20 protein-coding genes and 1 pseudogene are annotated in these 24,546 nt (G+C 35.1%); 13 read left to right on the top strand and 8 right to left on the bottom strand.

Annotated features, from left to right (window positions below; translation table 11 throughout):
- Window positions 1-275 precede the first annotated feature (275 nt).
- A complete protein-coding gene (locus tag GKR88_20220; protein QMU66384.1) occupies window positions 276-476 on the bottom strand; it encodes a hypothetical protein in 201 nt (66 codons plus the stop codon).
- 466 nt (window positions 477-942) lie between these two features.
- On the opposite strand from GKR88_20220, the gene rpsO reads away from it, so the two are divergent.
- From rpsO to folK, 3 genes are all read left to right on the top strand, one after another.
- Window positions 943-1,212, top strand: coding sequence for a 30S ribosomal protein S15 (gene rpsO / locus GKR88_20215; protein QMU66383.1), 270 nt, complete (start codon window positions 943-945; stop codon window positions 1,210-1,212).
- A 135-nt stretch (window positions 1,213-1,347) separates the two neighbouring features.
- Complete coding sequence (locus GKR88_20210; GenBank protein QMU66382.1) at window positions 1,348-3,564, top strand: polyribonucleotide nucleotidyltransferase; 2,217 nt, start codon at window positions 1,348-1,350, stop codon at window positions 3,562-3,564.
- 505 nt (window positions 3,565-4,069) lie between these two features.
- Window positions 4,070-5,209, top strand: a complete 1,140-nt coding sequence (gene folK, locus GKR88_20205) for a 2-amino-4-hydroxy-6-hydroxymethyldihydropteridine diphosphokinase (protein ID QMU66381.1) — start codon at window positions 4,070-4,072, stop codon at window positions 5,207-5,209.
- Between the two features lie 343 nt (window positions 5,210-5,552).
- On the opposite strand, the gene GKR88_20200 is transcribed toward folK, so the two are convergent.
- Together GKR88_20200 and GKR88_20195 are read right to left on the bottom strand one after the other, a co-directional pair.
- Window positions 5,553-6,584 carry a patatin gene (locus GKR88_20200; protein ID QMU66380.1) on the bottom strand — a complete coding sequence of 344 codons (1,032 nt, stop codon included), beginning with the start codon at window positions 6,582-6,584 and terminating at the stop codon, window positions 5,553-5,555.
- Between the two features lie 677 nt (window positions 6,585-7,261).
- Window positions 7,262-7,942 (bottom strand): SCO family protein, encoded by a 681-nt coding sequence (locus tag GKR88_20195; protein QMU66379.1) that lies wholly within the window; start codon window positions 7,940-7,942, stop codon window positions 7,262-7,264.
- Between the two features lie 180 nt (window positions 7,943-8,122).
- Here GKR88_20195 and rseP point away from each other — a divergent pair, with 180 nt between their 5' ends.
- Window positions 8,123-9,472 (top strand): RIP metalloprotease RseP, encoded by a 1,350-nt coding sequence (gene rseP, locus GKR88_20190; protein QMU66378.1) that lies wholly within the window; start codon window positions 8,123-8,125, stop codon window positions 9,470-9,472.
- 61 nt (window positions 9,473-9,533) lie between these two features.
- Here rseP and GKR88_20185 read toward each other — a convergent pair whose 3' ends face one another.
- Window positions 9,534-10,568: an IS1595 family transposase gene (locus tag GKR88_20185; protein ID QMU66377.1), complete on the bottom strand. Its 1,035-nt coding sequence runs from the start codon at window positions 10,566-10,568 to the stop codon at window positions 9,534-9,536.
- Window positions 10,569-10,735: 167 nt separating this feature from the next.
- On the opposite strand from GKR88_20185, the gene GKR88_20180 reads away from it, so the two are divergent.
- Window positions 10,736-11,413, top strand: coding sequence for a hypothetical protein (locus tag GKR88_20180; GenBank protein QMU66376.1), 678 nt, complete (start codon window positions 10,736-10,738; stop codon window positions 11,411-11,413).
- A 232-nt stretch (window positions 11,414-11,645) separates the two neighbouring features.
- Here GKR88_20180 and GKR88_20175 read toward each other — a convergent pair whose 3' ends face one another.
- Window positions 11,646-12,593, bottom strand: coding sequence for a cytochrome-c peroxidase (locus GKR88_20175; protein QMU66375.1), 948 nt, complete (start codon window positions 12,591-12,593; stop codon window positions 11,646-11,648).
- Between the two features lie 320 nt (window positions 12,594-12,913).
- On the opposite strand from GKR88_20175, the gene GKR88_20170 reads away from it, so the two are divergent.
- Window positions 12,914-13,909 carry a transposase gene (locus tag GKR88_20170; GenBank protein QMU66374.1) on the top strand — a complete coding sequence of 332 codons (996 nt, stop codon included), beginning with the start codon at window positions 12,914-12,916 and terminating at the stop codon, window positions 13,907-13,909.
- 25 nt (window positions 13,910-13,934) lie between these two features.
- Here the strand turns inward: GKR88_20170 and GKR88_20165 are convergent, their stop codons facing one another.
- A complete protein-coding gene (locus GKR88_20165; protein ID QMU66373.1) occupies window positions 13,935-14,189 on the bottom strand; it encodes a hypothetical protein in 255 nt (84 codons plus the stop codon).
- A gap of 130 nt (window positions 14,190-14,319) precedes the next feature.
- Here GKR88_20165 and GKR88_20160 point away from each other — a divergent pair.
- The 7 genes and pseudogenes from GKR88_20160 to GKR88_20130 all read left to right on the top strand — a co-directional run bounded on the left by GKR88_20160 (window position 14,320) and on the right by GKR88_20130 (window position 21,837).
- Window positions 14,320-15,244: pseudogene (locus GKR88_20160) on the top strand (IS1595 family transposase).
- Between the two features lie 62 nt (window positions 15,245-15,306).
- On the top strand, window positions 15,307-16,494 hold the full coding sequence (pgk, locus tag GKR88_20155; GenBank protein QMU66372.1) for a phosphoglycerate kinase: 1,188 nt from the start codon (window positions 15,307-15,309) through the stop codon (window positions 16,492-16,494).
- A 136-nt stretch (window positions 16,495-16,630) separates the two neighbouring features.
- On the top strand, window positions 16,631-17,665 hold the full coding sequence (locus GKR88_20150; protein QMU66371.1) for an aldo/keto reductase: 1,035 nt from the start codon (window positions 16,631-16,633) through the stop codon (window positions 17,663-17,665).
- Between the two features lie 108 nt (window positions 17,666-17,773).
- Window positions 17,774-19,006, top strand: a complete 1,233-nt coding sequence (locus GKR88_20145) for a molybdopterin molybdenumtransferase MoeA (GenBank protein ID QMU66370.1) — start codon at window positions 17,774-17,776, stop codon at window positions 19,004-19,006.
- Between the two features lie 9 nt (window positions 19,007-19,015).
- Window positions 19,016-19,489, top strand: coding sequence for a cyclic pyranopterin monophosphate synthase MoaC (gene moaC / locus GKR88_20140; protein QMU66369.1), 474 nt, complete (start codon window positions 19,016-19,018; stop codon window positions 19,487-19,489).
- An 83-nt stretch (window positions 19,490-19,572) separates the two neighbouring features.
- Window positions 19,573-20,688, top strand: coding sequence for an NTP transferase domain-containing protein (locus GKR88_20135; GenBank protein QMU66368.1), 1,116 nt, complete (start codon window positions 19,573-19,575; stop codon window positions 20,686-20,688).
- Window positions 20,689-20,742: 54 nt separating this feature from the next.
- Window positions 20,743-21,837: a molybdopterin biosynthesis protein MoeB gene (locus GKR88_20130; protein QMU66367.1), complete on the top strand. Its 1,095-nt coding sequence runs from the start codon at window positions 20,743-20,745 to the stop codon at window positions 21,835-21,837.
- Between the two features lie 32 nt (window positions 21,838-21,869).
- Here GKR88_20130 and GKR88_20125 read toward each other — a convergent pair whose 3' ends face one another.
- Complete coding sequence (locus GKR88_20125; protein ID QMU66366.1) at window positions 21,870-22,781, bottom strand: CfrBI family restriction endonuclease; 912 nt, start codon at window positions 22,779-22,781, stop codon at window positions 21,870-21,872.
- On the bottom strand, window positions 22,768-24,159 hold the full coding sequence (locus tag GKR88_20120; protein ID QMU66365.1) for a restriction endonuclease subunit M: 1,392 nt from the start codon (window positions 24,157-24,159) through the stop codon (window positions 22,768-22,770). The genes GKR88_20125 and GKR88_20120 overlap by 14 nt, the downstream gene beginning before the upstream one ends.
- Window positions 24,160-24,546: the final 387 nt, after the last annotated feature.

Raw genomic sequence — 24,546 nt, 5'->3', positions numbered from 1 at the left:
ACAGATTTTTAAGTAAGTCTTTCTGATAGGCTTCCAGACTTTCTTTATCTACTCCTGCACTACCCTGTTCGCCAAAACTTTCCGGTAGACTTCCCGAACCATTTGTTTGGTAATCGGTACCGTTTTTAATTCTGTTTCAAATAATGAAGTCATCCTCCTTTTTTTTTTTAAGTTGTTAAATCATTTAAAACTGTATAACTGAAGCCCTTTGCTCTACTTCCATTACAGAAGCTTCATCACTACTACGGCTTCATCCGCCATCCTTATTAACTTTGTTATTCTACCTTACAGGGATATCTTGTTTGAGTATTTCGCTTAGCATTTAATAAGGACTTCCCGTGTTCCATGTAAGAGCCTAAATAAGAGTCATGCCACCTCAATAACGACTGCCCTGTAACCAGTATGCAAGTTCCCGTTACAGTTATCACAAGTGCACACAATAACCAGCTTTTGACAGTGGGGTAAATATCTCTCATTACTTCTTCAGTGGTTCATTTGCATTCATCTCTCTTATTCGCACCTGACTAATCTTGTTAGCCTTTTCCCCTTTCCCTTCAATACCTTTCTATTACTATCCAAGCACCGAGGGGCGGTTTAAAGACTTCGCTTGCACAACGACTTTGGTAGACCTACTACCATCTCCTACACAACATTCTTTTAATCAGGGCGAACGCCCTGTTTCAAGATTCACGGCACAATAGGTATATATTTACATCAACTAAACCCTATCAAAATAAAAGAACACGGAAGAATGGCCAAAAGTATTTTTAAATATGGACTGGATTATATCGCTTCTGTGCTGTTAAACCATGTAAATCAAAACAATATTAACTTGACAAAATTTTTGTCATGTACTTAATGAGTTCTATAAAAAATAATTGTACATTTGCAATTTCGATAAAAAATTATGATGTACATAAAAATCATTTAAATAATATTGGCATGTATTTAACAAAAGAAATTAAAGAATCTATTTTCAAAAAACACGGCAAAAGTAAAACCGACACAGGTTCTCCCGAAGGACAAATAGCATTATTTACAATTAGGATCAATCATTTGACTAAGCACTTAAAAGGAAATCCCAAAGATTTTAATACGGAACGCTCATTGGTTAAATTGGTAGGAAAACGCAGGAGCCTGTTAGATTATCTTAAAAAGATTGATATTGAAAGATATCGTGCAATTATTAAAAAATTAGGAATTAGAAAATAATTCATAGAGTATACTAAAAGAGGTCTGTATTTTGCGACCTCTTTCGTATTTTAAACAGCAAATAGTACTTTCATTGAGGCAAACATAACACAACAACACAAAATCAATTAAAGTAAAACTAAGACTTAATTATTTATGATTCCAAAAGTAGTTACCCAAGTCATAAAACTTGGAGATGGCAGGACCATCAAATTAGAAACAGGAAAATTAGCAAAACAAGCTCATGGTTCTGTTGTTGTGCAAATGGGAGATGCAATGCTATTATGCACTGTTGTATCAAATTACGAACAATCCGATGTAGATTTTTTACCTTTAACAGTCGATTATCGGGAGAAATTTGCAGCTGCCGGTCGTTACCCCGGAGGTTACTTTAAAAGAGAAGCAAGACCCAGTGACGGTGAAGTACTCACAATGCGTTTAGTAGACCGTGTACTAAGACCTTTATTTCCAAAAGATTACCATGCAGAAACTCAGGTAATGATTCAGTTAATGTCTCATGATGAAAATGTAATGCCGGATGCATTAGCTGGTTTAGCCGCTTCTACAGCGATACAGCTAAGTGATATCCCTTTTGAAACACCCATTTCGGAAGTTCGTGTGGCAAGAGTAAACGGATCTTTTATAATCAATCCCGGTAGAGCACTTTTGGCAGAAGCTGATATGGATATGATAGTAGGGGCTTCTGCAGATTCTGTAATGATGGTGGAAGGCGAAATGGATGAATGTAGTGAAGAAGAGATGGCGGACGCTATTAAGTTTGCCCACGAAGCTATTAAAGTACAATGTGCTGCTCAAATTGCCTTAGTTGAAGCTGTTGGAAAGAAAGAAACTCGTGAATATGACACCGAAAAAGAAGATGAAGCACTAGCGAAAAAGATTCACGACATAGCACATGATAAAGTATATGCTGTCGCAAAAGAAGGCTCTTCAAAAAAAGAAAGAAGTTTGGCATTTTCTGAAATTAGAGAAGCTGTAAAAGCTGATTTTTCCGAAGAAGAATTAGAAGATTTCGGAGAACTGATTTCCAAATATTACGACAAAGTCGAAAAAGAGGCCATTCGCGATCTGGTTCTAAATGAAAATCTGCGTTTGGACGGACGTACACCAACAGATATCAGATCTATTTGGTGTGAAGTTAATTATTTGCCATCTACCCACGGATCTTCTGTTTTTACAAGAGGAGAAACACAGGCATTAGCAACGGTTACTTTGGGTACCTCCAGAGAAGCAAACCAAATAGATATGCCAACGCACCAAAGTGAAGAGATATTCTACTTGCATTATAATTTTCCGCCTTTTTCAACAGGAGAAGCACGTCCGCTAAGAGGAACTTCTCGCCGTGAAGTAGGACACGGAAACTTAGCACAAAGAGCATTAAAAGGAATGATCCCCGAAGATTGTCCCTATACAGTGAGGGTTGTTTCCGAAGTTTTGGAATCAAATGGTTCTTCTTCTATGGCTACTGTATGCTCCGGGACTATGGCATTAATGGATGCCGGAGTACAACTCAAAAAACCGGTTTCAGGTATTGCTATGGGATTAATCTCTGAAGGGGATCGCTATGCCGTATTGTCCGATATTTTAGGGGATGAGGATCACTTGGGAGATATGGATTTTAAAGTAACCGGTACTGCAGACGGAATCACAGCCTGCCAGATGGATATCAAAATCAAAGGGTTAAACTATGAGATTTTAGTAAATGCCTTAAAGCAAGCCCGAGATGGCCGTTTACATATTTTAGATAAATTAACAGATACTATTGCTACGCCAAATCCAGATGTAAAGGGACATGCTCCAAAAATGGTCAACAAAATCATTCCTGCAGATTTAATAGGTACCTTTATCGGCCCCGGAGGAAAACACATACAAGAATTGCAAAAAACTACGGAAACGACTATTGTGATTAATGAAGATCCTGTAACGGAAGAAGGAATTGTAGAAATTCTCGGAACCAATCAGGAAGGAATTGATGCAGTTGTTGCACGAATTGAAGCCATGTTATTTAAACCCGAAAAAGGAACTATTTACGAAGTAAAAGTAATTAAAATACTAGATTTCGGTGCTGTTGTAGAATATACGGAAGCTCCCGGAAATGAGGTCTTACTACACGTAAGTGAATTGGCATGGGAACGCACGGAAAATGTAAGTGATGCCGTTAGTATCGGCGATGTATTTGATATAAAATACTTTGGCTTAGACCCTCGAACACATAAAGAGAAAGTATCCAGAAAAGCGACCCTGCCAAAACCTGAAGGCTTTATAGAAAAGGCTTCAAGAAATAACCATCACAAAAATCGCAATAATGGCAAAAGAAGGGGAGATCATTACAGAGGCAACGGAAAAATGAAATAAGAGAGAAGAGAAAATTAAAATATTTTATGAGACCTTTGCAGCATTGATTTGACTTCAAATACGAAATATATCACTACCTTGCAAAAGCCTCTTTATAAGTTTTTCTTATAGCAGTATAAGTAAAACTTATAGTTTGAATACCTGTTTATACCAGTAATTTCACAAGTGATAAATGGTATTAGATAGCTAAACAGCATCACCGCAGTATTCCTTCAATCTTTAAACTCTTTAACCCGTTGTGCATTTTGATAAAATTCGTCAATTCGAGTAAATTTTTCGATTGAAAATGAGAAAAATTTGTATCGAGAATAGAATTTTTGCTCTAAATATGTTCTCGATACGATTTTTCGTAGCTCAAAATCACTCGAACTGACGTTTAAATTTACTTTTTAGTTCAAAATGCACAACGGGTTCTTTAATCTTCCAATCCTACGTCAAATTAATTTGACGATTTTTTTGTTTATATACTTCTTCTTCATTAGTTTTATTTTCTTTGACGTTTTCAATGAAAATTCAACAGACTATTTATTTATCTCTGGGATCGAACTTACAGAACAGGTTAAAAAGCCTGCAAAAAGCAGTTTATTTGATTCATGAAGAAATAGGTAGTATTCAAAAAATATCTTCGGTATATAAAACAACGTCTCTTGGGTTTAAAGGCCATGATTTTTTCAATATTTGCTTAGAAGTGGCTACCTGTTTAACCCCGGAAATAGTAATGAAAATAATATTGGCTATTGAAAAAGAACTAGGTAGAAAAAGAACTGATAGCACTAAATATACGAATAGAATTATTGATATTGATATTTTACTATTTGGCAATGAGGTTATTTTTTCAAAGCACATCACAATTCCTCACCCCGAAATGTTGGAACGGAAGTTTGTACTCGCACCATTAGAAGAAATTGCAAAACAGGTTATACACCCTGTTGTAAAAAAACAAATCACTTATTGCTTACAAGATTTTACGGATACTTCCGAAATACATAGGATTCCCGAAAAATTAGAACGCCCTGTTGCTATTTCCGAAACATATAAGTACATCGCTATAGAAGGTAATATCGGAGCCGGAAAGACAAGCCTGGCACAATTGATAGCTCGCGATTTTAATGCCAAATTGGTTTTGGAACGCTTTGCAGACAACCCGTTTTTACCTAAATTTTATAAAAATAAAGAGCGTTTTGCTTTTCCTCTAGAGATGAGTTTCCTGGCCGACAGGTATCAACAACTCACAGATGATTTGGCACAATTTGATCTTTTTAAAAATTTTGTAGTCTCTGATTACTATATGTTTAAATCCTTAATTTTTGCTCAAATTACACTTCCAAATGACGAATACGCCCTGTACAGAAAGATGTTTGATCTAATGTATAAAGAGATACCCAAACCTGATTTGTATATCTATTTATATCAAAATACAGACTGTCTTTTAAAACATATCAAAAAAAGAGGCAGAGATTATGAGCAGCATATTAAACCCGAATATCTGCAAAAGATTCACAATGGGTATAGCAACTTTATGAAAACGAAGCAGCATTTAAATACCCTGATCATTGATGTTTCGGAGTTGGATTTTGTAAAAGAAAAAGAACACTATAAGCATATTATTTGCACAATTGAACAACATAAACAAGTCTCAGGTTAAAAAGGTTTAGGTTTCAGACTCCAGGTTTTAGGTTAAAAAAATGATATTATCCCATAAAATGTGGAAGTTAAAAAATAGAGGGAGACCTTTGCAAAATAGTGGTATATTCCGTATTGAAATTGATTTGACTTCAAATTTCTTCCTTCTCGAAAATTTTAAATCCTCAAAACCAATAGGTTATTCCGGTTGAAAATTTTCTTCGGGCGTCGAACTTTTTTGTCAAATCAATTCTGCAAAGGTCTCAGAGGATTAGATTTTCTTCAAAGGTTGAACTTTCTCCGAATCAATGTTGCAAAGGCACCGGGCTATTCATTTTCGGAGATGAACAGTGCTATCATTTCATCTAAAGTGTGCTCTCCTTCCTTTTTTTGTTAGCCTCTTGTAATGCAGCCATGCCCGCATGTTTAAGAGCCTCAATGTTTTCCGGAGAAGCATCTGCCATATCACCCGAATAGGTTCTTTTCTCCTTTGGAACATCAATTCTTTTGTAATTGCTTTTTCCGTTTTCCCTGACGGTATCAAAAATATGCTCCATCTGATAGCTTACCGTATCAATGCTACCGTCCATCATGATCTCCGGAATGCTTTTTGCCCAGTTGATCAAACTCCAGCGATGGCTTTTTTGGACATTTGGAAGCTGAAAACCACCCCCTCCCGTACCAATTGAAAGCACAAGCATGTCCTTTGCTTTTGGAAAAGCAATCTGTTCAAAGATACTATTACGGCATTCCGAATAGGCACATAAGGCCGGGTTATTTGCAAACACACCTCCATCTATATTTACCATATTTTGATCTGATTTTTTTAAATTAGGAATAAAGGCAGGCGGAAAATAGGTAGGTGCTGCAGAGGTAGACCGCAACACATCTCTTATATAAAATTCTCTTTCTTTTTCTGCGGGCTCTCTGCTATTAAAAAAGAAAGACGATTTTGAAAGTATATTATAGGTTGTAATAATACAAGGTCTCAACAGGCTGTACAATTTTAAATCTTCGAACTCCCGAAGTAAAACTTGTTCCAGTATTTTCGAGTCGTATTTGACGGCATTAAAAAGTTTCCGAATGCCAAACCAACTGCTTTTTTTAGATTTATTAAATATACCATACCCTTCTTTAATATAAAAGTCCAGTGCTTCGGATGCCGTATATTTAGATGTCGCTCCGTTTTGTATTGCCTTTCCGGCCGGTGCCAGATAGAGTGCTCCGAGAATGCCTCCGGTACTGGTACCCGCAATAAAATCAACATAATCTGCTATACGGGCATGGGGGTTTTGGGTTTTTTCAATGAGTTGCTGCTCTACATAGTTGAGTACAGTGGCAGGGATGATCCCTCTCATACCGCCTCCGTCTAATGATAAGATTCGTATTTTTTTCAAAGTGCTCAGGGGTTATGGTTTCCGGTTTGAAAGTTGTAAAGTTACCCGTTGTGCATTTTGATAAAATTCGTCAATTCGAGTAAATTTTTCGATTGAAAATAAGAAAAATTTGTATCGAGAATAGAATTTTTGCTCTAAATATGTTCTCGATACGATTTTTCGTAGCTCAAAATCACTCGAACTGAGGTTTAAATTTACTTTTTAGTTCAAAATGCACAACGGGTTAAAGTTATAAAAGTTTATAAAGGAACTTCTAAAACCAAATGCTTTTGAAAACAACACAAACAAATGGTGATATGCCTGCGAGGTTTATAATAAAAGTTTTTGAAGCCTTCCGGCCAAATATACGATATATTAAGAGGTGAGTCAACTAAAATATGAGACCTTTGCAAAATAGTGATATATTTTGTATTGAAATTGATTTGGCTTCAAATTTCTTCCTTCTCGAAAATTTTAAATCCTCAAAAACCAACAGGTTACTCCGGTTTAAAATTTTCTTCGGGCGTCGAACTTTTTTGCCAAATCAATTTTGCAAAGGTCTCATAATCATAAAAAATAGGCTGCTATAAAAAGTCAATCTGTTTTTACAATGAACTCATAATTTTTACAGTTGTTGTTTAAAGCCTGCAAAATACTAGGGCGTACTAAGAAAATAGAATCCAATATAAAGTATTGATTTATTTTTTGGCATACTCCTTTTTTAGCAAAGCAATAGCTGTTTTTATTTTTTCCATATCTTCTTTTTTGGTACCATCATAAAAACCGCGAATACATCTTTTTTTATCTATCAAAACAAATTGCTCCGTATGAATAAAGTCATTTTCGTCGCTTTCGCCTTCATCCAAAGCAGTAAAATAGCTCTTGCGGGCCAAATCGTAAATGTGTTTTTTAGACCCGGTAGCTACATTCCATTTGATATCATTTACACCTTTTTCAATGGCATAGGCTTTTAATACGGGAACACTATCGATTCCGGGAGTTACCGAGTGAGAAAGAAACATGATTTCATCGTCGTTTTTGTAATACTCCTGTAGTTCTTGCATATGATATGCCATGGTTATACAGATACTTTGACAACGTGTAAAAAAGAAATCGGCAATATAAATCTTTCCTTCGTAGTCTTTATGAGTAACCGGTTCTCCGTTTTGATTGATCAATGAAAAATCAGCAATGGTATGATGATTCCGAATGTGTTTTACCGAGGCGTCTACCAACCTCGGATTGACGTCTGACGGATTAAATACAGTCAACGTTTCTTCTGTTTTTAAGATATGAAAGAATACCGTAATCCCAACAATAGAAAATACAATCAGAAAGATAAATGTAGGGAGGGATTTTTTAAAAAAACGAAGATTCATTAAAAAAATAGTTTTCAATACGTTGACAAAAACAATACAAATTTAGTTTATTACGGAACTATTTAGTACTATCTCAAAGTTAAAATGATATTAAAAAAGAATACGAAATTCAATCAGGGTTTTTACAACTCTCTTTAAAACCGTACATTTGTGCGTTTTTAACATTTGACATAATTCCAAATGGAAATACTAATAAAAGCATCCCAATTTATTTTAAGCCTTTCTCTGTTGATTGTCTTACATGAATTAGGTCATTTTATCCCTGCAAAACTATTTAAAACCAAAGTAGAAAAATTTTATTTGTTCTTTGATTATAAGTTTTCATTAGTAAAGAAAAAAATCGGAGAAACCGTATACGGTATTGGTTGGATTCCTTTGGGCGGATATGTTAAAATTGCCGGGATGATTGACGAGAGTATGGATACCGAACAAATGAAGGGGGAACCTCAGCCCTGGGAATTTCGGTCTAAGCCGGCATGGCAACGGTTAATCATCATGTTAGGAGGTGTTTTTGTAAACTTCGTATTAGGTATTCTAATCTATATAATGCTCATGTATGCTTATGGGGAGAAATACGTTGTCAATGATAGTTTAAAAGCAGGTATATGGGTTGAAGGAACACTAGGACAAAAATTGGGCTTGCAGAATGGAGATAAAATAGTATCCGTAGATGGTAATAAGATCATCAATTTTAATCGTGTTAACCTTGAGTTTATCAACGGAAATACATTTAAAATTGAAAGAGGTGGAGAAATTATAGAGAAAGAAATTCCTGTAGACTTTATTGATGAATTGCTAAAAAGAGGTAAAAACGGTGGGCTTTTTGTAAGCTGGAGAATTCCTTTTGTAATTGGAAAAGACTTTGACGAAAATTCCCCAAATAAAAATGGGGAACTTAAGTTTAAAGACATTGTCGTTTCGGTCAATGAAGTAGCAACCCCCTATTATGATTTGGTTAAGGATGAGCTTGCCAAATATAAAAACGACTCGGTTTTTATTAAAGTAAAAAGAGGAGATGATATCGTAAATATCGGCCTTAAACTGGATAGCCTGGGGCGAATTGGTATGATTCCGTTTCAGCCTAAAGTAAGTAACTTGGATAGGATGGGTTATTTGACACTGAAAACAAAAACGTATACGTTTGGACAAGCCATCCCTAGAGGTGTTGAAGAAGCATATAAAACACTAACAGATTATATGAAGCAATTAAAAAAGGTTTTGAATCCGGAAACCGGTGCGTATAAAGGACTGGGAGGTTTTATTTCCATAGGAGATATATTTCCTGCTAAGTGGAATGCCGAAGATTTCTGGAGATTGACCGCTTTGTTATCTATTATGCTGGGTTTTATGAACCTGTTGCCTATTCCGGCTTTAGATGGAGGACATGTTGTTTTTACCCTGTGGGAAATGATCACAGGCAAAAAACCGGGAGATAAATTTTTGGAATATGCTCAAATAGTCGGTTTTATTTTGCTGATTGCACTGCTGTTATTTGCCAATGGAAATGATATTTTCAGGCTTTTAAAATAGTTGTGAAATTTTAAAAAACAAAAGGTAAAAGAATTTCTTTAAACTTTCAATTGGCTCTAGTTTAAAATTGCGTTGATATTAATTTTTGATACTTCAATCCAATATTTTGATATTTTTGATACGCATTAATATGTTCTGACACTTTATTTACAAAGGCATTGAGTTTATCGTTTCTATATTTTAATTTTTCTTTGATGCGATACCAGTTCAAATATTGTTGCAAGTATTTGGTAGATACTCCCCAAAACTTGTTATCTATCCATTTCTTAACTCTGTTATGAGTTGAGTTGACATGTTGTATATGATACACTTTGTTTTTGACACGTTGTTTTATGACGCCTTTTAGAGTGTGATGCTCTATTTTATTGTCTATTGCAAATCCTTTGTAGCTTAGATGTGTGTCCCTACATAAAATGGCTTTACTTGCCTTTATTCTGCTGCCAATAGCATTTACAATATCTATTTTCTTTAATCTTCCCATAGTGGCTACAGTAATATCTGGATTAGATGTTCTATCTTGGGTTACAATAACAGCTACTTGATCATTACTGATGCCTTTGGTTTTAGAGCTACCACCACGTTTTCTTGATTCCCGATGATTTACTGGTCGCCCTTTTTCTGAATTTAAAAAGAAGGTCTCATCACTTTCTGTAATGCCTGTAAAATCATCTTTATCGTTTTCTGATAATGGGACTAATATCTTATGAGGCCAGTCAAAAGCCGTTTTCTTGTTTATCGATAAGGCTACTTTTATCTTATCTAAGCTCTTTTCTTCTAGCATTAATTCAAGGTAGTCATCAATCTTGTCCTTATGTTGCAAACCTGCCATCCAAGTACCTGTGTATTCTGTAAAACTGCGTTTGCAGGATTTACACTTATAGCGCTGAGAGCCTTTGTCAATACCAAATTTTACATACTTTGGATGCGAGCAATGGGCGCAACAACCTAACTTATTGTCTAATAAAAAACGCCTAGATTCTTGGCTTCTTACCGTTGGAACTGAATCTTTTGGTGATGTTGACAATTCTTTTAACAATTCCTGCCTTTCAGATTGGGAAAGCATGGAAATTCCTCGCTTTATTTCTTGTAAATTCATGTATTAAATATACAAATAATAGCTGTTATTAACTAGAGCCTTTCAATTCTTTAAATGAGTTCACGTTAGTCCTTTCCCCTGGCGGAATATTTGCCCAAGGAGGAGTAGGAATCGGAACGCAGCCCAACCCCACAGCTGCTTTAGATGTACAATCAACTAATAAAGGAATGTTAGTGCCACGTGTAGCACTAACTGCACGTTCGTCCAACGATTCCATTGGGGCAAGGATAGTCACCTCAATGATGGTTTACAATACAGCAACCTTTGGAATAGCTCCAGATAATGTAATTCCTGGATATTATTACTGGGATGGTATACAATGGAAACCTTTTTCTGAGCAAAGAGGGATATACAGGAATGAAGTAACATACCATGCTTTCAATACACGAAACTTTTGCAATAACTGTTATTATTGGATGCCTTCTGCTGGAGGCGATAGCCCCGATGATTCCGAAACCAGTAGAGATTCTTATAAAAATATTTGGGTAGCTCCCTACAGCGGCAGGTTGCTAAAAGTAATTATAAGAATAAGTTCTGACAGTTCAAACCCAGGGGATGAAATTAATTCTGCCTATTTTCTGTTATCAGTTGATGGAAACCAAAGGGGTTCGGATTACACCTACTCTTGTGTTGAACAGGGATGCAGTTTTTCGGGTAGCGGCACCTACTCTATAAGCGGTGAAAAGTTTTCCGTAGATAATGGCCGCACAGTTATAATTACATCGGATACACCTTGGACTTTTAACGAAGGGCAACTACTTTCTATAGGCTGGTTTACAGATAATATAACTGAAGATAACGACTATTTTGTAACAGCAGTATGGGAATATTACATCCTTAATTAAAAAGCATATAAAAATTCACCTTTATACATTAGAGAATATGTGCTTATATAGTATTGAGAGACCTTTGCAAAATAGGGATATATTCCGTATTAAAATTGATTTGGCTTCAAATTTCTTCCTTCTCGAAAATTTTAAATCCTCAAAACCAACAGGTTATTCCGGTTGAAAATTTTCTTCGGGCGTCGAACTTTTTTGCCAAATCAATGCTGCAAAGGCCTCATTGAGTAATAATTTATTGAAACGGATCGCTGTATTTTTCATCTGCAAGCATCTCATAGTCTGTAAGTGTATGTAAAAAAGCAATGATTGCATCTTTTTCTGTTTGAGATAAGTTCAGTTGAATCGGGTTTCCGTTAGAATTCAGCAACGGAGCGGAAAGGTTTGGGTGATTTTGAATTCCCGTACTATAGTGATTCAGTACTTCTTCCAGTGTAGCAAAACGTCCGTCGTGCATATAAGGCGGGCGAATAGCAATATTTTTTAGAGAAGGGGTTTTAAATTTTCCTATATCATTAGTGTTATTGGTAGCTCCCAGATCGGTAGTGGAAATGGCATCCAAACCATTATTCGTTGAAGTTGTTGTGCCAAACGGCCCGTTAGGTATTGGGCCAACAAATGCTTCCGATACATGACAACCCGCACAATTTACCATACTTCCGGAGGTAGTTTGTATAGGCAAGAAAAATAATCTTTTGCCCTCGTTTTCCTGTTGGGTAAAACCTGGAAAATCAATAATAGGCGACTGTACTTCACTTCTGGCCATGTCGTATTTGGAGGTAGCACTGACTAAGCTTCTTATAAATTGGGCCAGTGCTTTTGATATTCTATCCGTTGTTATGGATGCATCACCAAATGCATTTTCAAAAAGCGGCGGATAGTAGGATTGACTCCTTACAATTTGCGTCAACCTATCTAGTGTCAAACCCATTTCCACAGGATCCTGAAAAGGCATTAAGACTTGATCTTCCAAGGTCGCTGCGCGTTCATCCCAAAAGAATTTTCCACTATAATAAAACTTCGCATTTACGATACCCATAGAATGTCTTCGGGTATTTTCGCCATTAAATCCTATACTCAAAACATCCGGATCTGAAAAGCCGTGTTCCTGTTTGTGGCAGGAAGCACATGATACAGTTTCGTTTGCACTTAGTTTTTTATCGTAAAAAAGCACTCTTCCCAACGTTGCGCCTGCATTGGTAACAGGATTGTCAGCCTTTAGATTAGCAAATAGAAATAATTACTTAAAATAAAAACATAATAGTTATGATGAAATTTCTTTTTTTGCTTCTTTTTTTCTTTGTTAATAACTCTTATTTTGTTGATAACCAAAAACACAAAAGAACGGAGTGAACTTTAGCGGCCAGCTAGCTTTTTAGAGCCATCCCCCGTATTAGTCTCCGTTCTTTTTAAAAGTTACTTAGAACCATATAGAATTTCAGTTTCTGCCCTTATTAAAGGTCTTAGTTTAAGTAACTATTATTAATATCTAATTACAAAATTATGAAAACAAATGAAATTATCGGAATCGATGTCAGTAAATTATTAATTGATGTTTGTATCTATTCTAAACAAATTGTTCAACAGTTTGAGAACAGTAAATCTGGATTTAAATTAATGCTAAAGTGGAGTTTTAAAAATTCGTCTTTCTCTAAAGAAGAAACCATGTTTGTATTTGAACATACAGGAATGTACTCTCATTTATTATCTGTGTCTTTAACTGAACAAAAATTATCTTTTTTCATAGCTTCTGGTTTAGAAATTAAAAGATCTATTGGTATTGCTCGTGGAAAGGATGACCAAATTGATGCCAAACGCATTGCTCTATATGGGTATCGATTAAAAGAAGAACTTAAACCCAGTAAGCTACCTAAAAGAAGTATATTACAACTAAAAAGTCTCTTATCTTTAAGGACAAAACTTAACAAACAAAGAGCTGGTTTTAAAGTTACTTTGAAAGAACAAAAAAGAATTTATAAAGCAAAAGAGTATAAAATAATCTTTGACGTTCAACAAAAAATGATTGCAGAACTAACCAAACAAATACACAAGATTAATACTCAAATGCAAGCTATTATTGACCAAAATATAATGTTAAAAGAAACCTATAAACTTGTTACTAGTGTTAAAGGTATAGGAATGCAAACTGCTATAATGATGATTGTGTTTACTGACAATTTTTCAAAATTTGAAAACTGGAGAAAGTTTGCCTCTTATTGTGGTGTTGCTCCTTTTCCTTACCAATCTGGAACTAGTATTAAAGGACGTACAAAAGTCTCTCATTTGGCTAATAAAAAATTGAAAGCAATTATTAATATGTGCGCTATTTCTGCTATACAACATAACCCAGAAATGAAATTATACTATCATAAAAGAATAAAACAAGGCAAAAGTAAAATGAGTACCGTTAACATTATTAGAAACAAATTAATAGCAAGAGTGTTTGCCGTTGTCAAACGACAAACACCCTATGTAGATACTTTTAAATTTGCTGCATAAATTAGTAAAAATAATATCTCAACTTTTACTTGTTTTTATCATAGAATACGGGGGTATTGTCAAACTCCACAGCAGCGTGCTGAAACCGAAATGGCGGAGGAAAATTGTTGGTAGTATAATGAGCAGGTAATGCTATATTGGCATAATTAAAATATTCATTGGGTAAATTTAAACCTGCAAATGGATCTTCGGAAACAGGAGCGTAGCCACTGCCATCTTTAGAACATGAAATGCTTAACATACACAGGCTTGTAATTGCGATAGCTATTATTTTTTTCATCTTTAAATGGGGCGTATAATTTCTTTGACCCGATGCGTATCAAAAAGTTTAAACAAGTACATAAAAATTTGATTACACTTAATTATGCCACTAATTTAAAAATTCGTATCTTAATATAAAGTTTAGAATTATGAATTTACTACATTTTATTGAACAATTTCCAGATGAGTTTTCCTGTAAATCACATATGAAGTTGGCTCGTTCAAAAGAAGGAGTCATTTGCAAAAAATGTCAATCAAAAAAGCACTATTGGTTAAAGTCTAAATGGATGTGGCAATGTTCTTATTGTGGTTTTAGAACTACTCTACGCAGCGGTACTATGATGGAGAACTCCAATTTACCTATTCGTACTTGGTATCTCGCTATGGCATTTATGACTTTTAGTAAAAAAAGGTATTTCTGCTGCCGAATTACAACGTCAGCTCAACCATACACGTTATACCACTATATGGTCTCTTATGCACAGAATACGTTCGGCTATGGGAAAACGAGATAATTTATACGACCTTGAAGATATGATTGAGTTTGATCAAGATTACTTTACTGTGGCAACAAAAGAATCCGACAGACAAAAGCTTAAAAGAGGCAGAGGCAGTCAAAAACAATCTAACGTAGCGGTAATGGCAGAGTCTGTACCTTTAGAAGATTTAAAGACTGGGAAACAATCCAAACAATGTCGTTATTTTAAAATGAAAGTTTTGGATACTCATAAAAAAGAAGAAGTCAACACGCTTATTGATAGTAATTTTGATGATACATGCATTGTTTTTAGCGACAAAAGCACGTCTTATGTAGACATAGGTGATTATGTGGAAGTACACATTACTGAAAAATCAAATAAAGAAACCACTATTACCACACTAAAATCGGTGCATATAGCCATAAGTAATGCAAAACGCACTCTGTTAGGTATTTACCATAAAATTAAAGGAAAATATTTGCAGAATTATCTTGACGAGTTCTGCTATAAACTCAACAGACGCTATTTCGCTGAAAGACTATTTGATAGACTGGTAGTAGCTGTCACTCATCAATACTGGTATAAAAGTGGGTAATCAATAAACTTTAAATAAGTTCATAAAATAAATAGGTATTTTTGTTAAAAACACGACCATTTATGAAAACCATAAACGATTTTAATTTTCGAGACAAAAAAGCTTTAATTCGTGTAGATTTTAATGTCCCGTTGAATGATCATTTCGAAGTAACGGATAGTACCAGGATTGAAGCGGCTGCGTCCACTATTATAAAAGTACTGGAAGACGGCGGATCGGCTGTTCTGATGTCGCATTTGGGAAGACCAAAAGGAGTAGAAGAAAAGTATTCGTTAAAACATATTGTAGATAAAGTTTCGCAAATTATAGGGGTACAAGTTCAATTTGTCGATGATTGCATCGGTGAAAAAGTGAACCATGCGGTAGCTAATTTAGAAAACGGGCAAGTTTTACTGTTAGAGAATTTACGTTTTTATAATGAGGAAAAATCGGGAACTATTGCCTTTGCGGAAGCATTGTCCAAACTAGGAGATATTTATGTAAACGATGCTTTTGGTACCGCACACAGGGCACATGCGTCCACAACGATAGTGGCTCAATTTTTTTCCGATAAGAAGTGTTTTGGAAACCTTTTAGCTAAAGAAATTCAAAGTATTGATAAAGTGCTACATAATAGCGAGCAGCCGGTGTTGGCTATTTTAGGAGGAGCAAAAGTATCTTCTAAAATTACGATCATTGAGAGTATATTAGATAAAGTAGATCATTTGATCATCGGAGGAGGTATGACATATACTTTTGTAAAAGCACAAGGAGGGGCTATCGGCGATTCTATCTGTGAAGACGATAAAATGGAAACAGCACTGGCTATTTTGAAATCAGCAAAAGAAAAGAATGTAGAAGTTCACATACCGGTAGATGTCATTGCCGCAGATGCTTTTGCAAATGATGCCAATACCCGGGTAGTGGATGTAACCAACATCCCGGAAGGGTGGCAGGGTTTGGATGCAGGACCAACATCCAGGGAAATATTTAGCAAGGTAGTTGCCCAATGCAGAACGATTTTATGGAACGGCCCTTTAGGCGTTTTTGAAATGGCCGCTTTTGCCAATGGAACAATAGCCTTGGGAAATGCCATTTATGAAGCAACACAAAATGGTGCATTTTCTCTGGTTGGAGGAGGCGACTCCGTAGCAGCGGTAAAACAGTTTGGTTTTGCAGATAAAGTAAGTTATGTTTCCACAGGTGGCGGAGCTATGTTAGAAACCTTGGAAGGGAAAACATTACCGGGTATTGAAGCTGTGTTAAAATGAGTTCATTATAAAGATTGAAAGATTAAAAAATTAAAGGTTAAAAGATTTTTAAAATGTTTTTATTCTTCGTTACCATATTTAAACGAACATTTAAATACTTAATTCCAAAAAGTAAACCATCAACGATATACATACAATGAAATATACAACCTTACCAAATACCGATATTAAAGTGAGTAAAATTTGTCTGGGCACCATGACTTTTGGCGAGCAAAATACAGAAGCAGAAGGGTATGAGCAAATGGATTATGCACTGGAACAAGGAGTCAATTTTTTTGATACGGCAGAATTGTACCCTGTTCCTGCCAAAACAGAAACGTATGGAGCTACGGAAAAGATTATTGGCAACTGGTTACAAAAAACAAAAAACAGAGACCGTGTTGTTATTGCAAGTAAAATTGCCGGGGCAGGGCCTTATACAGCACATATACGCAGTAGCGGATTTAGCAAAGAGGCTATTATCTCCGCTGTTGAAGGCAGCCTGCAAAGACTGCAGACAGACTATATAGATTTGTATCAGTTACACTGGCCTACACGTGGTGTAAATTGTTTTGGTGTACGAGACTACCCTTATAAAGCCAGTGTAGAAGAAGCTGAAAACCATTTGGAAATACTGGAGACTTTAGCTGATTTAATAAAAGAAGGAAAGATAAAGACCGTAGGCGTATCTAACGAAACACCCTGGGGAACCATACAGTATCTGCAAGCGGCAAAAAAATATCAATTGCCGAGAATGGTAACCATACAAAACTCCTATTCCTTAATACACAGAGCTTATGAATATGGAATGTCTGAGGTTTCTTTACGAGAAAACATCGGGTTATTGGCATATTCTCCCCTGGCGTTTGGAGTGCTTTCCGGAAAATATCTAAATGGTGTTCCTAAAGATTCACGGATAGCATTATATTCCGGATATGACAGGTATTCCAGTGAGCAATCTATGGCAGCTGTCAGGAAATATTTGGAAATTGCCCAAAAATACGACATGACATTATCCGAATTATCTCTGGCATTTATTAATCAATTACCTTTTGTAACCGGTAATATTATTGGAGCTTCAAAAATGAGTCAGCTTAAAGAAAACATAGGAAGTATTCATATTGATTTGTCAGATGAAATGATTTCGGAAATTGAGCAGGTACACGTATTAATGCCCAACCCTGCGCCCTAAATTATTATATTGAATCTAAAAATTAATTTCACAAAATTAATTTCAATCAGTTGATATTGAGGAGATAAAAATTCGTAATTTAAAATTTGTAATTTATATAATTGAGAAGTGGTTTCCGTAGAAGAAGCATTACAAATCATCTTAAAAAGTACACAAGATTTTGGCGTGGAGGAGGTTCCGTTTCTGAAATCTGTCGGAAGGGTTTTAAAAGAAGATATTGTTGCTGATCGTGATTTCCCTCCCTTTAACAGGGTCGCTATGGATGGAATAGCTATTGACTTTGATGCTTTTAAAGAAGGACAACTGAGTTTTGTCATAGAAGGAATACAGGCGGCGGGAAGCCCTCAACAAATACTGAATAGTGCAAAAAACTGCTACGAGGTGATGACGGGAGCCATATTGCCAAAAAATACAAATACAGTGATTCGTTATGAAGATGTAACTATTGAGCATTCGATTGCAACAGTCATTATAGACAACGTAGAAAAAGGGAAAAATGTTCATACAAAAGGCAAAGACAGAGGTAAGGGGAAAGTTCTGATTCCTAAAAACAGAAGGATTACGGCAGCTGAAATCGGAGTGATGGCTACTGTTGGAAAAACAACAATACAAGTTGCAAGAACACCCAAAATCATGATGGTTTCTACGGGAAACGAATTAGTAGCAGTCAAAGAGACTCCATTAGCACATCAAATCAGAATGAGCAATGTATATACATTGGCTGCTTTATTGGAAAAACTGCATATCAAAACTGAAATGGCGCATATTATAGATGAAAAATCCTCTCTAAGCAAGCAGATAGCAAGCTATTTGAACGATTATGATGTTTTGTTATTTAGCGGTGCGGTAAGTAAAGGAAAGTTCGATTTTCTTCCTGAAATTTTAGAAACATTAGGAGTTAAAAAACAATTTCACAGAGTTTCTCAGCGTCCGGGAAAACCTTTTTGGTTTGGACATACAGCACTTTTGAATACCGGCAAAGGAGAAAAAAATAAAACCGGTGGTACGGTAGTGTTTGCATTTCCCGGGAATCCGGTTTCTACCTATGTAAATTGTTTGGTGTATTTTTATCCCTGGTTTGCAAAATCAGTAGGGCTTGAGCTTAAAAAAGAAATAGCAATCTTAGGAGAAGATGTTTTTTTTAATCCCGGGCTAACGTATTTTTTGCAGGTTAGAATTGACATAAAACAAGGGCATTTAATGGCTTTTCCGGTCAAAGGAAATGGTTCGGGAGATCTGGCAAGTTTGGTATCGGCAGACGGATTTATTGAATTGCCAAAAGAACAGCGTGAATTTAAAAAAGGGGAAACATACCCTATCATCAGGTATCGAAATTTTTAATTATTCAAAATGAGCTTTTCACATATTAACAAAAAGAACCGGCCGAAAATGGTAGATGTGTCCGGAAAAGCAGTTACCAAAAGAAGGGCAATAGCCAAAGCAACCGTATTTTTAGGAGCCGAAGTGATTTCTTATTTTGAAAATGATGAACTGCTTACTAAAAAAGGACCTGTATTTCAAACAGCCATCATTGCCGGAATCCAGGCTGTTAAAAAGACATCGGAAATCATTCCTATGTGTCATCCGTTATTGATTAACGGAATCGATGTCAATATCCATATCGCAGATAGTGAGCACATTGAAGTTTTTTGCAAAGTTACCATCGAAGGAAAAACAGGAGTAGAAATGGAAGCTTTGCATGGAATCTCGGCAGCGTGCTTAACTATTTATGATATGTGTAAATCTATCTCTAAGGAAATCGTCATAAAAGAAATAAAATTAGTAGAAAAAACGGGTGGAAAAAGTGATGTGAAGTTAATGTAACAATTAACTAACAATGATATTGATTAAAATAAATTCAAATACGTAATATATCACTATTTTGCAAAGAGTCTATTCAGTTGATCATGAAAAAACATCAGAAGCATACAAATTTGATTCGTAGGAAAAATGGCAACTTTGCTCCGAATGAAGTAACTATTCTTGGTGCCAAATGTAGTATTATTTCTGATTTGGTCAGGAACGTATCACAATATCTGTCACAATACCAATTAGCCTATTTTGACGCCTCACATGCAAAAGATATTGATGAGAATTTATTATCTGATTTTACATTTCACCACAAAGGACAGTTAACGATTACTACTGATGTACCTGTAAATGAATATGTACAACGGATTCAGTTTTCACAATTTGATTGTGTATTTATAAATGGTAATCATTATGCAGGAGAAAAACAAATCATCCTGTTAGACCCGGAAAAAGAATCTTCCATCAATAAAAGAATACATCAGCTATCTGATATCCGGTTTTTTATAAAATTAACCAAAGAAGTTGCGCCTTTTCAGTCTTTAAAAGAGAAGTTTTTAAACTGGGATCAGATCCCTCAGTACCATATAACTGAAATTGATAAAATTGTACACGATATAGCCGGATTGATTCAACGGGAGATCCCAAAAATAAAAGGATTGGTTTTGACAGGAGGGAAAAGTACACGAATGGGAACAGACAAATCCAAACTGGATTATTATGGAAAACCTCAAAAAGAATATGTAAGAAATTTACTTGAAAGCCGGAATATTGAAACGTATTTTTCTGTTGGGAATATTTCTAATACAGATGAAACCATAATAATTCGAGATACCTTTTTGAATTTGGGCCCCTTTGGAGGGATTTGCTCTGCATTTCAAAAAGACCCGAATTCAGCCTGGTTTGTTCTGGCGACAGATGTTCCTTTTGTGAATGAAGAGTTGATTCAATTGCTCATGGAGAAAAGAAACCCGGCAAAAGTGGCAACCGCAGTAAAAGGAAAAGGAAAGCAGTTCCCGGAACCTTTGATTACTATTTTTGAACCCAAAGCCTATCCTGTGTTGCTGCAATTTTTAGCACAAGGATATTCATGCCCCAGAAAAATGTTGATCAATTCGGATGTGGAAATTGTAGAAGTTGAAGACGATTTGATTCGTAATATCAATACTCCGGAAGAATACGAAGCAGCTAAAAAAGAGCTCTGTCCGGGATAGTATTTTAAGCAGCAACCGGTTCCGTTTTGATTCTGATAAGATAATGTAACAGTAGTGAAAAGCATCAGCAAAGACATATTATTTAAACGTCAAACCACTTTACCGGAGATAGGCAAAGAGGGTCAGAAAAGATTACAACAGGCAAAGGTTTTAGTAGTAGGTTGCGGAGGTTTGGGAAGCCCTGTTGCCGTGTATCTGGCTTCAAGCGGAGTCGGAATTATTCATTTGGTTGATTTTGACAAAGTGATGGCTGCAAATTTGCATCGGCAAATTTTCTATTCGTTAGAGGATATAGGAAAATATAAATCCAAAGTATTGGCAAGTTTTATCCGGCAAAGAGCACCGTATACGGAAGTGAGCTTTTCAACGGAGGTATTGACAAAATCCAATGCCATTGAGTTGATTTCTAATGTGGATATTGTGGTAGACGGAACGGATAGTTTACCAACGAAATATTTATTGAATGATGTTTGTGTATTGCAAAACAAACCTTTGGTTTACGGTTCTTTATATAAGTTTGACGGTTATGTAAGTACCTTTAATGTGGCGCAGGGAAAAGGACGTTATTCGGCAAATTTGCGGGATGCTTTTCCTGAAATGAATGTTGCGGTTCCTAATTGTGAAGAAGCGGGAACTTTAAATGCAATTGTAGGAATGATTGCAACCGCACAAGTCAATGAAGTCTTAAAGATAATTACCAAAACAGGTAAACCGCTGGTAAACGAATTATTGATTTATAATGCACAGCAAAATACGCAACTGAAGATGAAATTAACACCCGGCGTTCCAAAAGAAAAGATTGCCGCTATTTTTAAGACTCAAACCTATTTTGATCCCACTTGTGGAAACCGGAACCCCGATTGGCAAATTTCACCGGAAGAATTAAAAGAAATATTAGCAGATACTAGGCGTAGCCAACAAGTTAATTTGATTGCAGTATTATCTGACTTAAAATTACCTTTTAGCGTACATCAAACCATTCCTATTCGGGAATTTGATGCAAATACACTTGAAGTGGATTTTGAGAAAACTTACGTGATGGTTTGTCAAAGAGGACTTAACAGTTATAAAGCAATGGTACAATTAAAGGAGAAATATCCCGGATTGAATGTGTTGAACTTAACCGGTGGAATTTCTGCGTATTTATAAATTGCAACGGTTACCCATGTTAGGTGGCATAATTATTTAAAAAATTCTTCAATTATTTCGTTCAATTTACAATCTAAATCTGTAGTTAGTTTCTTGTGTGGTATTTTTAAATTGGTTAAAACTTGTTCAAATCGATTGTAGCCCTTATCTTCTCTAAGTTCTACCCATTCTACTTTTAAATTATTTAATTGTGCTTTATTTTGGTCAGATAATTTATCTGCCACAAAAACTTTGCTATCTCTTGCTATTACTGTATCGGCACTTTCCGGGTTTCCCTTTCCTATTAGTTTAACTTCACATTTGTAGATATTTTCATTTTCATACAAAAAGAAATCAATTTCTCGATTTACGACTCCTTTACGAACTCGTTTTGCTTTTGGTTTTATAGAATAATTTTTGGAAGGAACGTCAAATAATTTACATAAGGCTACCATTAATGGTTCTTCGGTTTGTTTTCCTGCTGTACTCCAAAGTCCACCACGCAAAGCTGCTCGTTTTACTGCTAATGTATTAATTACAATCAAGCTTTCGCTTATATTTAAATCGACACTTACCTTATTGAATTTAATGGTTAAACTCAAATCAATATCTTCAACTTTAGTCAATTCCTCAATGGCTGAATATAAAGTATCATAATGTTCGTAAGAAGCATCTATAACAACCTGGCGAGTGCCTGAATTATACATATTAGTAATCGTCTTTTTGTTGAGCCCTGAGTTAATTGCTATTTCATCCGGTGGAAGATTGAGTGCCAACATTTCTTTTTTGTACCAATCGGTAGAAATATCTTCGTTTTTAATTTTTGCAAAAGCAACTTTTTTGAAAAATTCTATTGCAAATTGTAGAAATTCCGCATTAATAAGAGTTACAATTTCTATTCGATAGTCTTCTCCTTTAATTAATTTCTTAACTATGTTTTTTGTTACTTGGTCAGTTAGTATCATTTGCAAATTTTTTAAATTCTTGTAATTCTAAAAATTTGGTTTCTAGTTCATTAAATAATAATTTTGGTTTTTTTTCGGATTTCATATACTCAAAATATGCATCGTTTAATTCGGTTAAAAAGAATCGTCTGTTGAGTGCTTTCGCAGCTCTTCCAAAAGTTCCACTACCACCAAAAGGATCAAAAACCAAATCTCCTTCAAACGAATAGTATTCAATTACTTTTTTGCATAATTTGATGGGAAAAACAGCTGTATGATTTTTACTATATACCGGGTCAATTTTCCAAACATTAGTAGTCTCAAATCTATTAGAGACTTTACTTTTCTCAACAATTTCTTTTGGATATTGGCGAATGTTCCAATCCAACAATTTTGTGGTTTTTTTACGATAAACCATTATCATTTCAGTAACTGTGTTCGGTTTATATCCTAATGGTTTTCTGTGTTGCTGAAATCCACCAACTCTATTTTTTACACTTGTTTCGGGTTTTAACCAAATGATGTCGTCAAGATATTCCCAGCCTGCATTTACAATATAGCTATGTAGGTCAAAAGGAATGGGATATCTTCTGCTTGAATGCTGTCTGCTAATTCTTGGAATAATAATGGGTGAGGTATTGATTAACAAAAAACGCCCTTCTTTAGTTACTCGGTGCACTTCTTTAAAAACTTCATCCAAAAATTCTAAATAATCTTGATAACATGAATAGATAGAATAATCTCTTGCATTGTAATATGGCGGTGAAGTAAAGGTCAGGTGAATACTATCTTCCGGTACTGCTTTTAAAACATCCCTAACATCTCCGTGAACAACCGTATCTTTCAAGAAATTGTAAGTCTGTGTATGGTGTGGTTTACTTTGTTTTTTTAAACCCGAATAGAATTCTTTTTCAATGATACTCTGTACCATTTCGTTTCTGTGTCTTCTTAATTTTTTAAGTTTTTCAGCAATTTCTTTATTGTCTTTAAAAACTAATAACGCTCTTATGGCCTGACATACAATTTTCGGGTCATTATCTTTTAAAATTTGAATGATAAAATCTTTTGATTGTAAATTTCTTTGCCTTCCAATTGAAGAAATGATCTCTCTTTTAATTTCAGTTTTTGGCTCAGTTTCAAAGAGTTCATAAAGTAATGGAAATTCTCCGTTTAACTTGAGTTTACCAATATTTCGGATAGCCGACATTCTTAATTTGTGGTTAGTACTTTTGGTATAATTAAAGAGCCAATCGCCTTTAAAATCTTTTGGGAAAGAACCTAAACTATCTAAAATGAAAGTTATTTTAGAGCTATCTCTATCCATTTTTGAAATCAATGAAAGAATGGCATTTTCACCATTTTTTTTAGTTTTTTCAACATATTCTTTGGTTAATTCCATTTATAAATTCTTTTAATCAAAGGTATGAATTTTCCGTGGAAAAGCCACGTCGTTTTCGGAGTTTAATCGCCGCCAATATAATTGTTAGAGAGTTTTGCCCTTTCAGGGTATCTTGAAACCGAAAGCTAAAAAAATTATATCCCTCTTATTCTTTTATAATAAGAATACAACCGTTTATTCTATTTATATAAACGGTTGTACTATTTTTTCAAATTCCGTTTTACTTATTTCCTAATTTCGGAATATCAAAAACCCAAATATGCAATTTTAGGAACTAATAAAAATACCAATTGTTATAAATTAAGAAAATACCCTAAAGGTAAAATCGGTTTACCGAAATACCTTTGTATAAGATAATTAAATGAGAAATATTTGATTAAGTAGCTA

The organism is Flavobacteriaceae bacterium (assembly GCA_014075215.1).
Classification (GTDB): Bacteria; Bacteroidota; Bacteroidia; order Flavobacteriales; family Flavobacteriaceae; genus Polaribacter.
The sequence above is the reverse complement of the archived record's forward strand: the minus strand, read 5'-3'. Positions and strand labels throughout refer to the sequence as shown.

Bases quoted from the DNA above. Each gene is read 5' to 3' on its own strand.
- GKR88_20150 (QMU66371.1), top strand. From the start codon at position 16,631: ATGAAATATACAACCTTACCAAATACCGATATTAAAGTGAGTAAAATT.
- rseP (QMU66378.1), top strand. From the start codon at position 8,123: ATGGAAATACTAATAAAAGCATCCCAATTTATTTTAAGCCTTTCTCTG.
- GKR88_20210 (QMU66382.1), top strand. From the start codon at position 1,348: ATGATTCCAAAAGTAGTTACCCAAGTCATAAAACTTGGAGATGGCAGG.
- GKR88_20195 (QMU66379.1), bottom strand. From the start codon at position 7,942: ATGAATCTTCGTTTTTTTAAAAAATCCCTCCCTACATTTATCTTTCTG.
- GKR88_20125 (QMU66366.1), bottom strand. From the start codon at position 22,781: ATGATACTAACTGACCAAGTAACAAAAAACATAGTTAAGAAATTAATT.
- GKR88_20220 (QMU66384.1), bottom strand. From the start codon at position 476: ATGAGAGATATTTACCCCACTGTCAAAAGCTGGTTATTGTGTGCACTT.
- rpsO (QMU66383.1), top strand. From the start codon at position 943: ATGTATTTAACAAAAGAAATTAAAGAATCTATTTTCAAAAAACACGGC.
- folK (QMU66381.1), top strand. From the start codon at position 4,070: ATGAAAATTCAACAGACTATTTATTTATCTCTGGGATCGAACTTACAG.
- GKR88_20165 (QMU66373.1), bottom strand. From the start codon at position 14,189: ATGAAAAAAATAATAGCTATCGCAATTACAAGCCTGTGTATGTTAAGC.
- GKR88_20185 (QMU66377.1), bottom strand. From the start codon at position 10,568: ATGAATTTACAAGAAATAAAGCGAGGAATTTCCATGCTTTCCCAATCT.
- moaC (QMU66369.1), top strand. From the start codon at position 19,016: ATGAGCTTTTCACATATTAACAAAAAGAACCGGCCGAAAATGGTAGAT.
- GKR88_20135 (QMU66368.1), top strand. From the start codon at position 19,573: ATGAAAAAACATCAGAAGCATACAAATTTGATTCGTAGGAAAAATGGC.
- pgk (QMU66372.1), top strand. From the start codon at position 15,307: ATGAAAACCATAAACGATTTTAATTTTCGAGACAAAAAAGCTTTAATT.
- GKR88_20170 (QMU66374.1), top strand. From the start codon at position 12,914: ATGAAAACAAATGAAATTATCGGAATCGATGTCAGTAAATTATTAATT.
- GKR88_20120 (QMU66365.1), bottom strand. From the start codon at position 24,159: ATGGAATTAACCAAAGAATATGTTGAAAAAACTAAAAAAAATGGTGAA.
- GKR88_20180 (QMU66376.1), top strand. From the start codon at position 10,736: ATGTTAGTGCCACGTGTAGCACTAACTGCACGTTCGTCCAACGATTCC.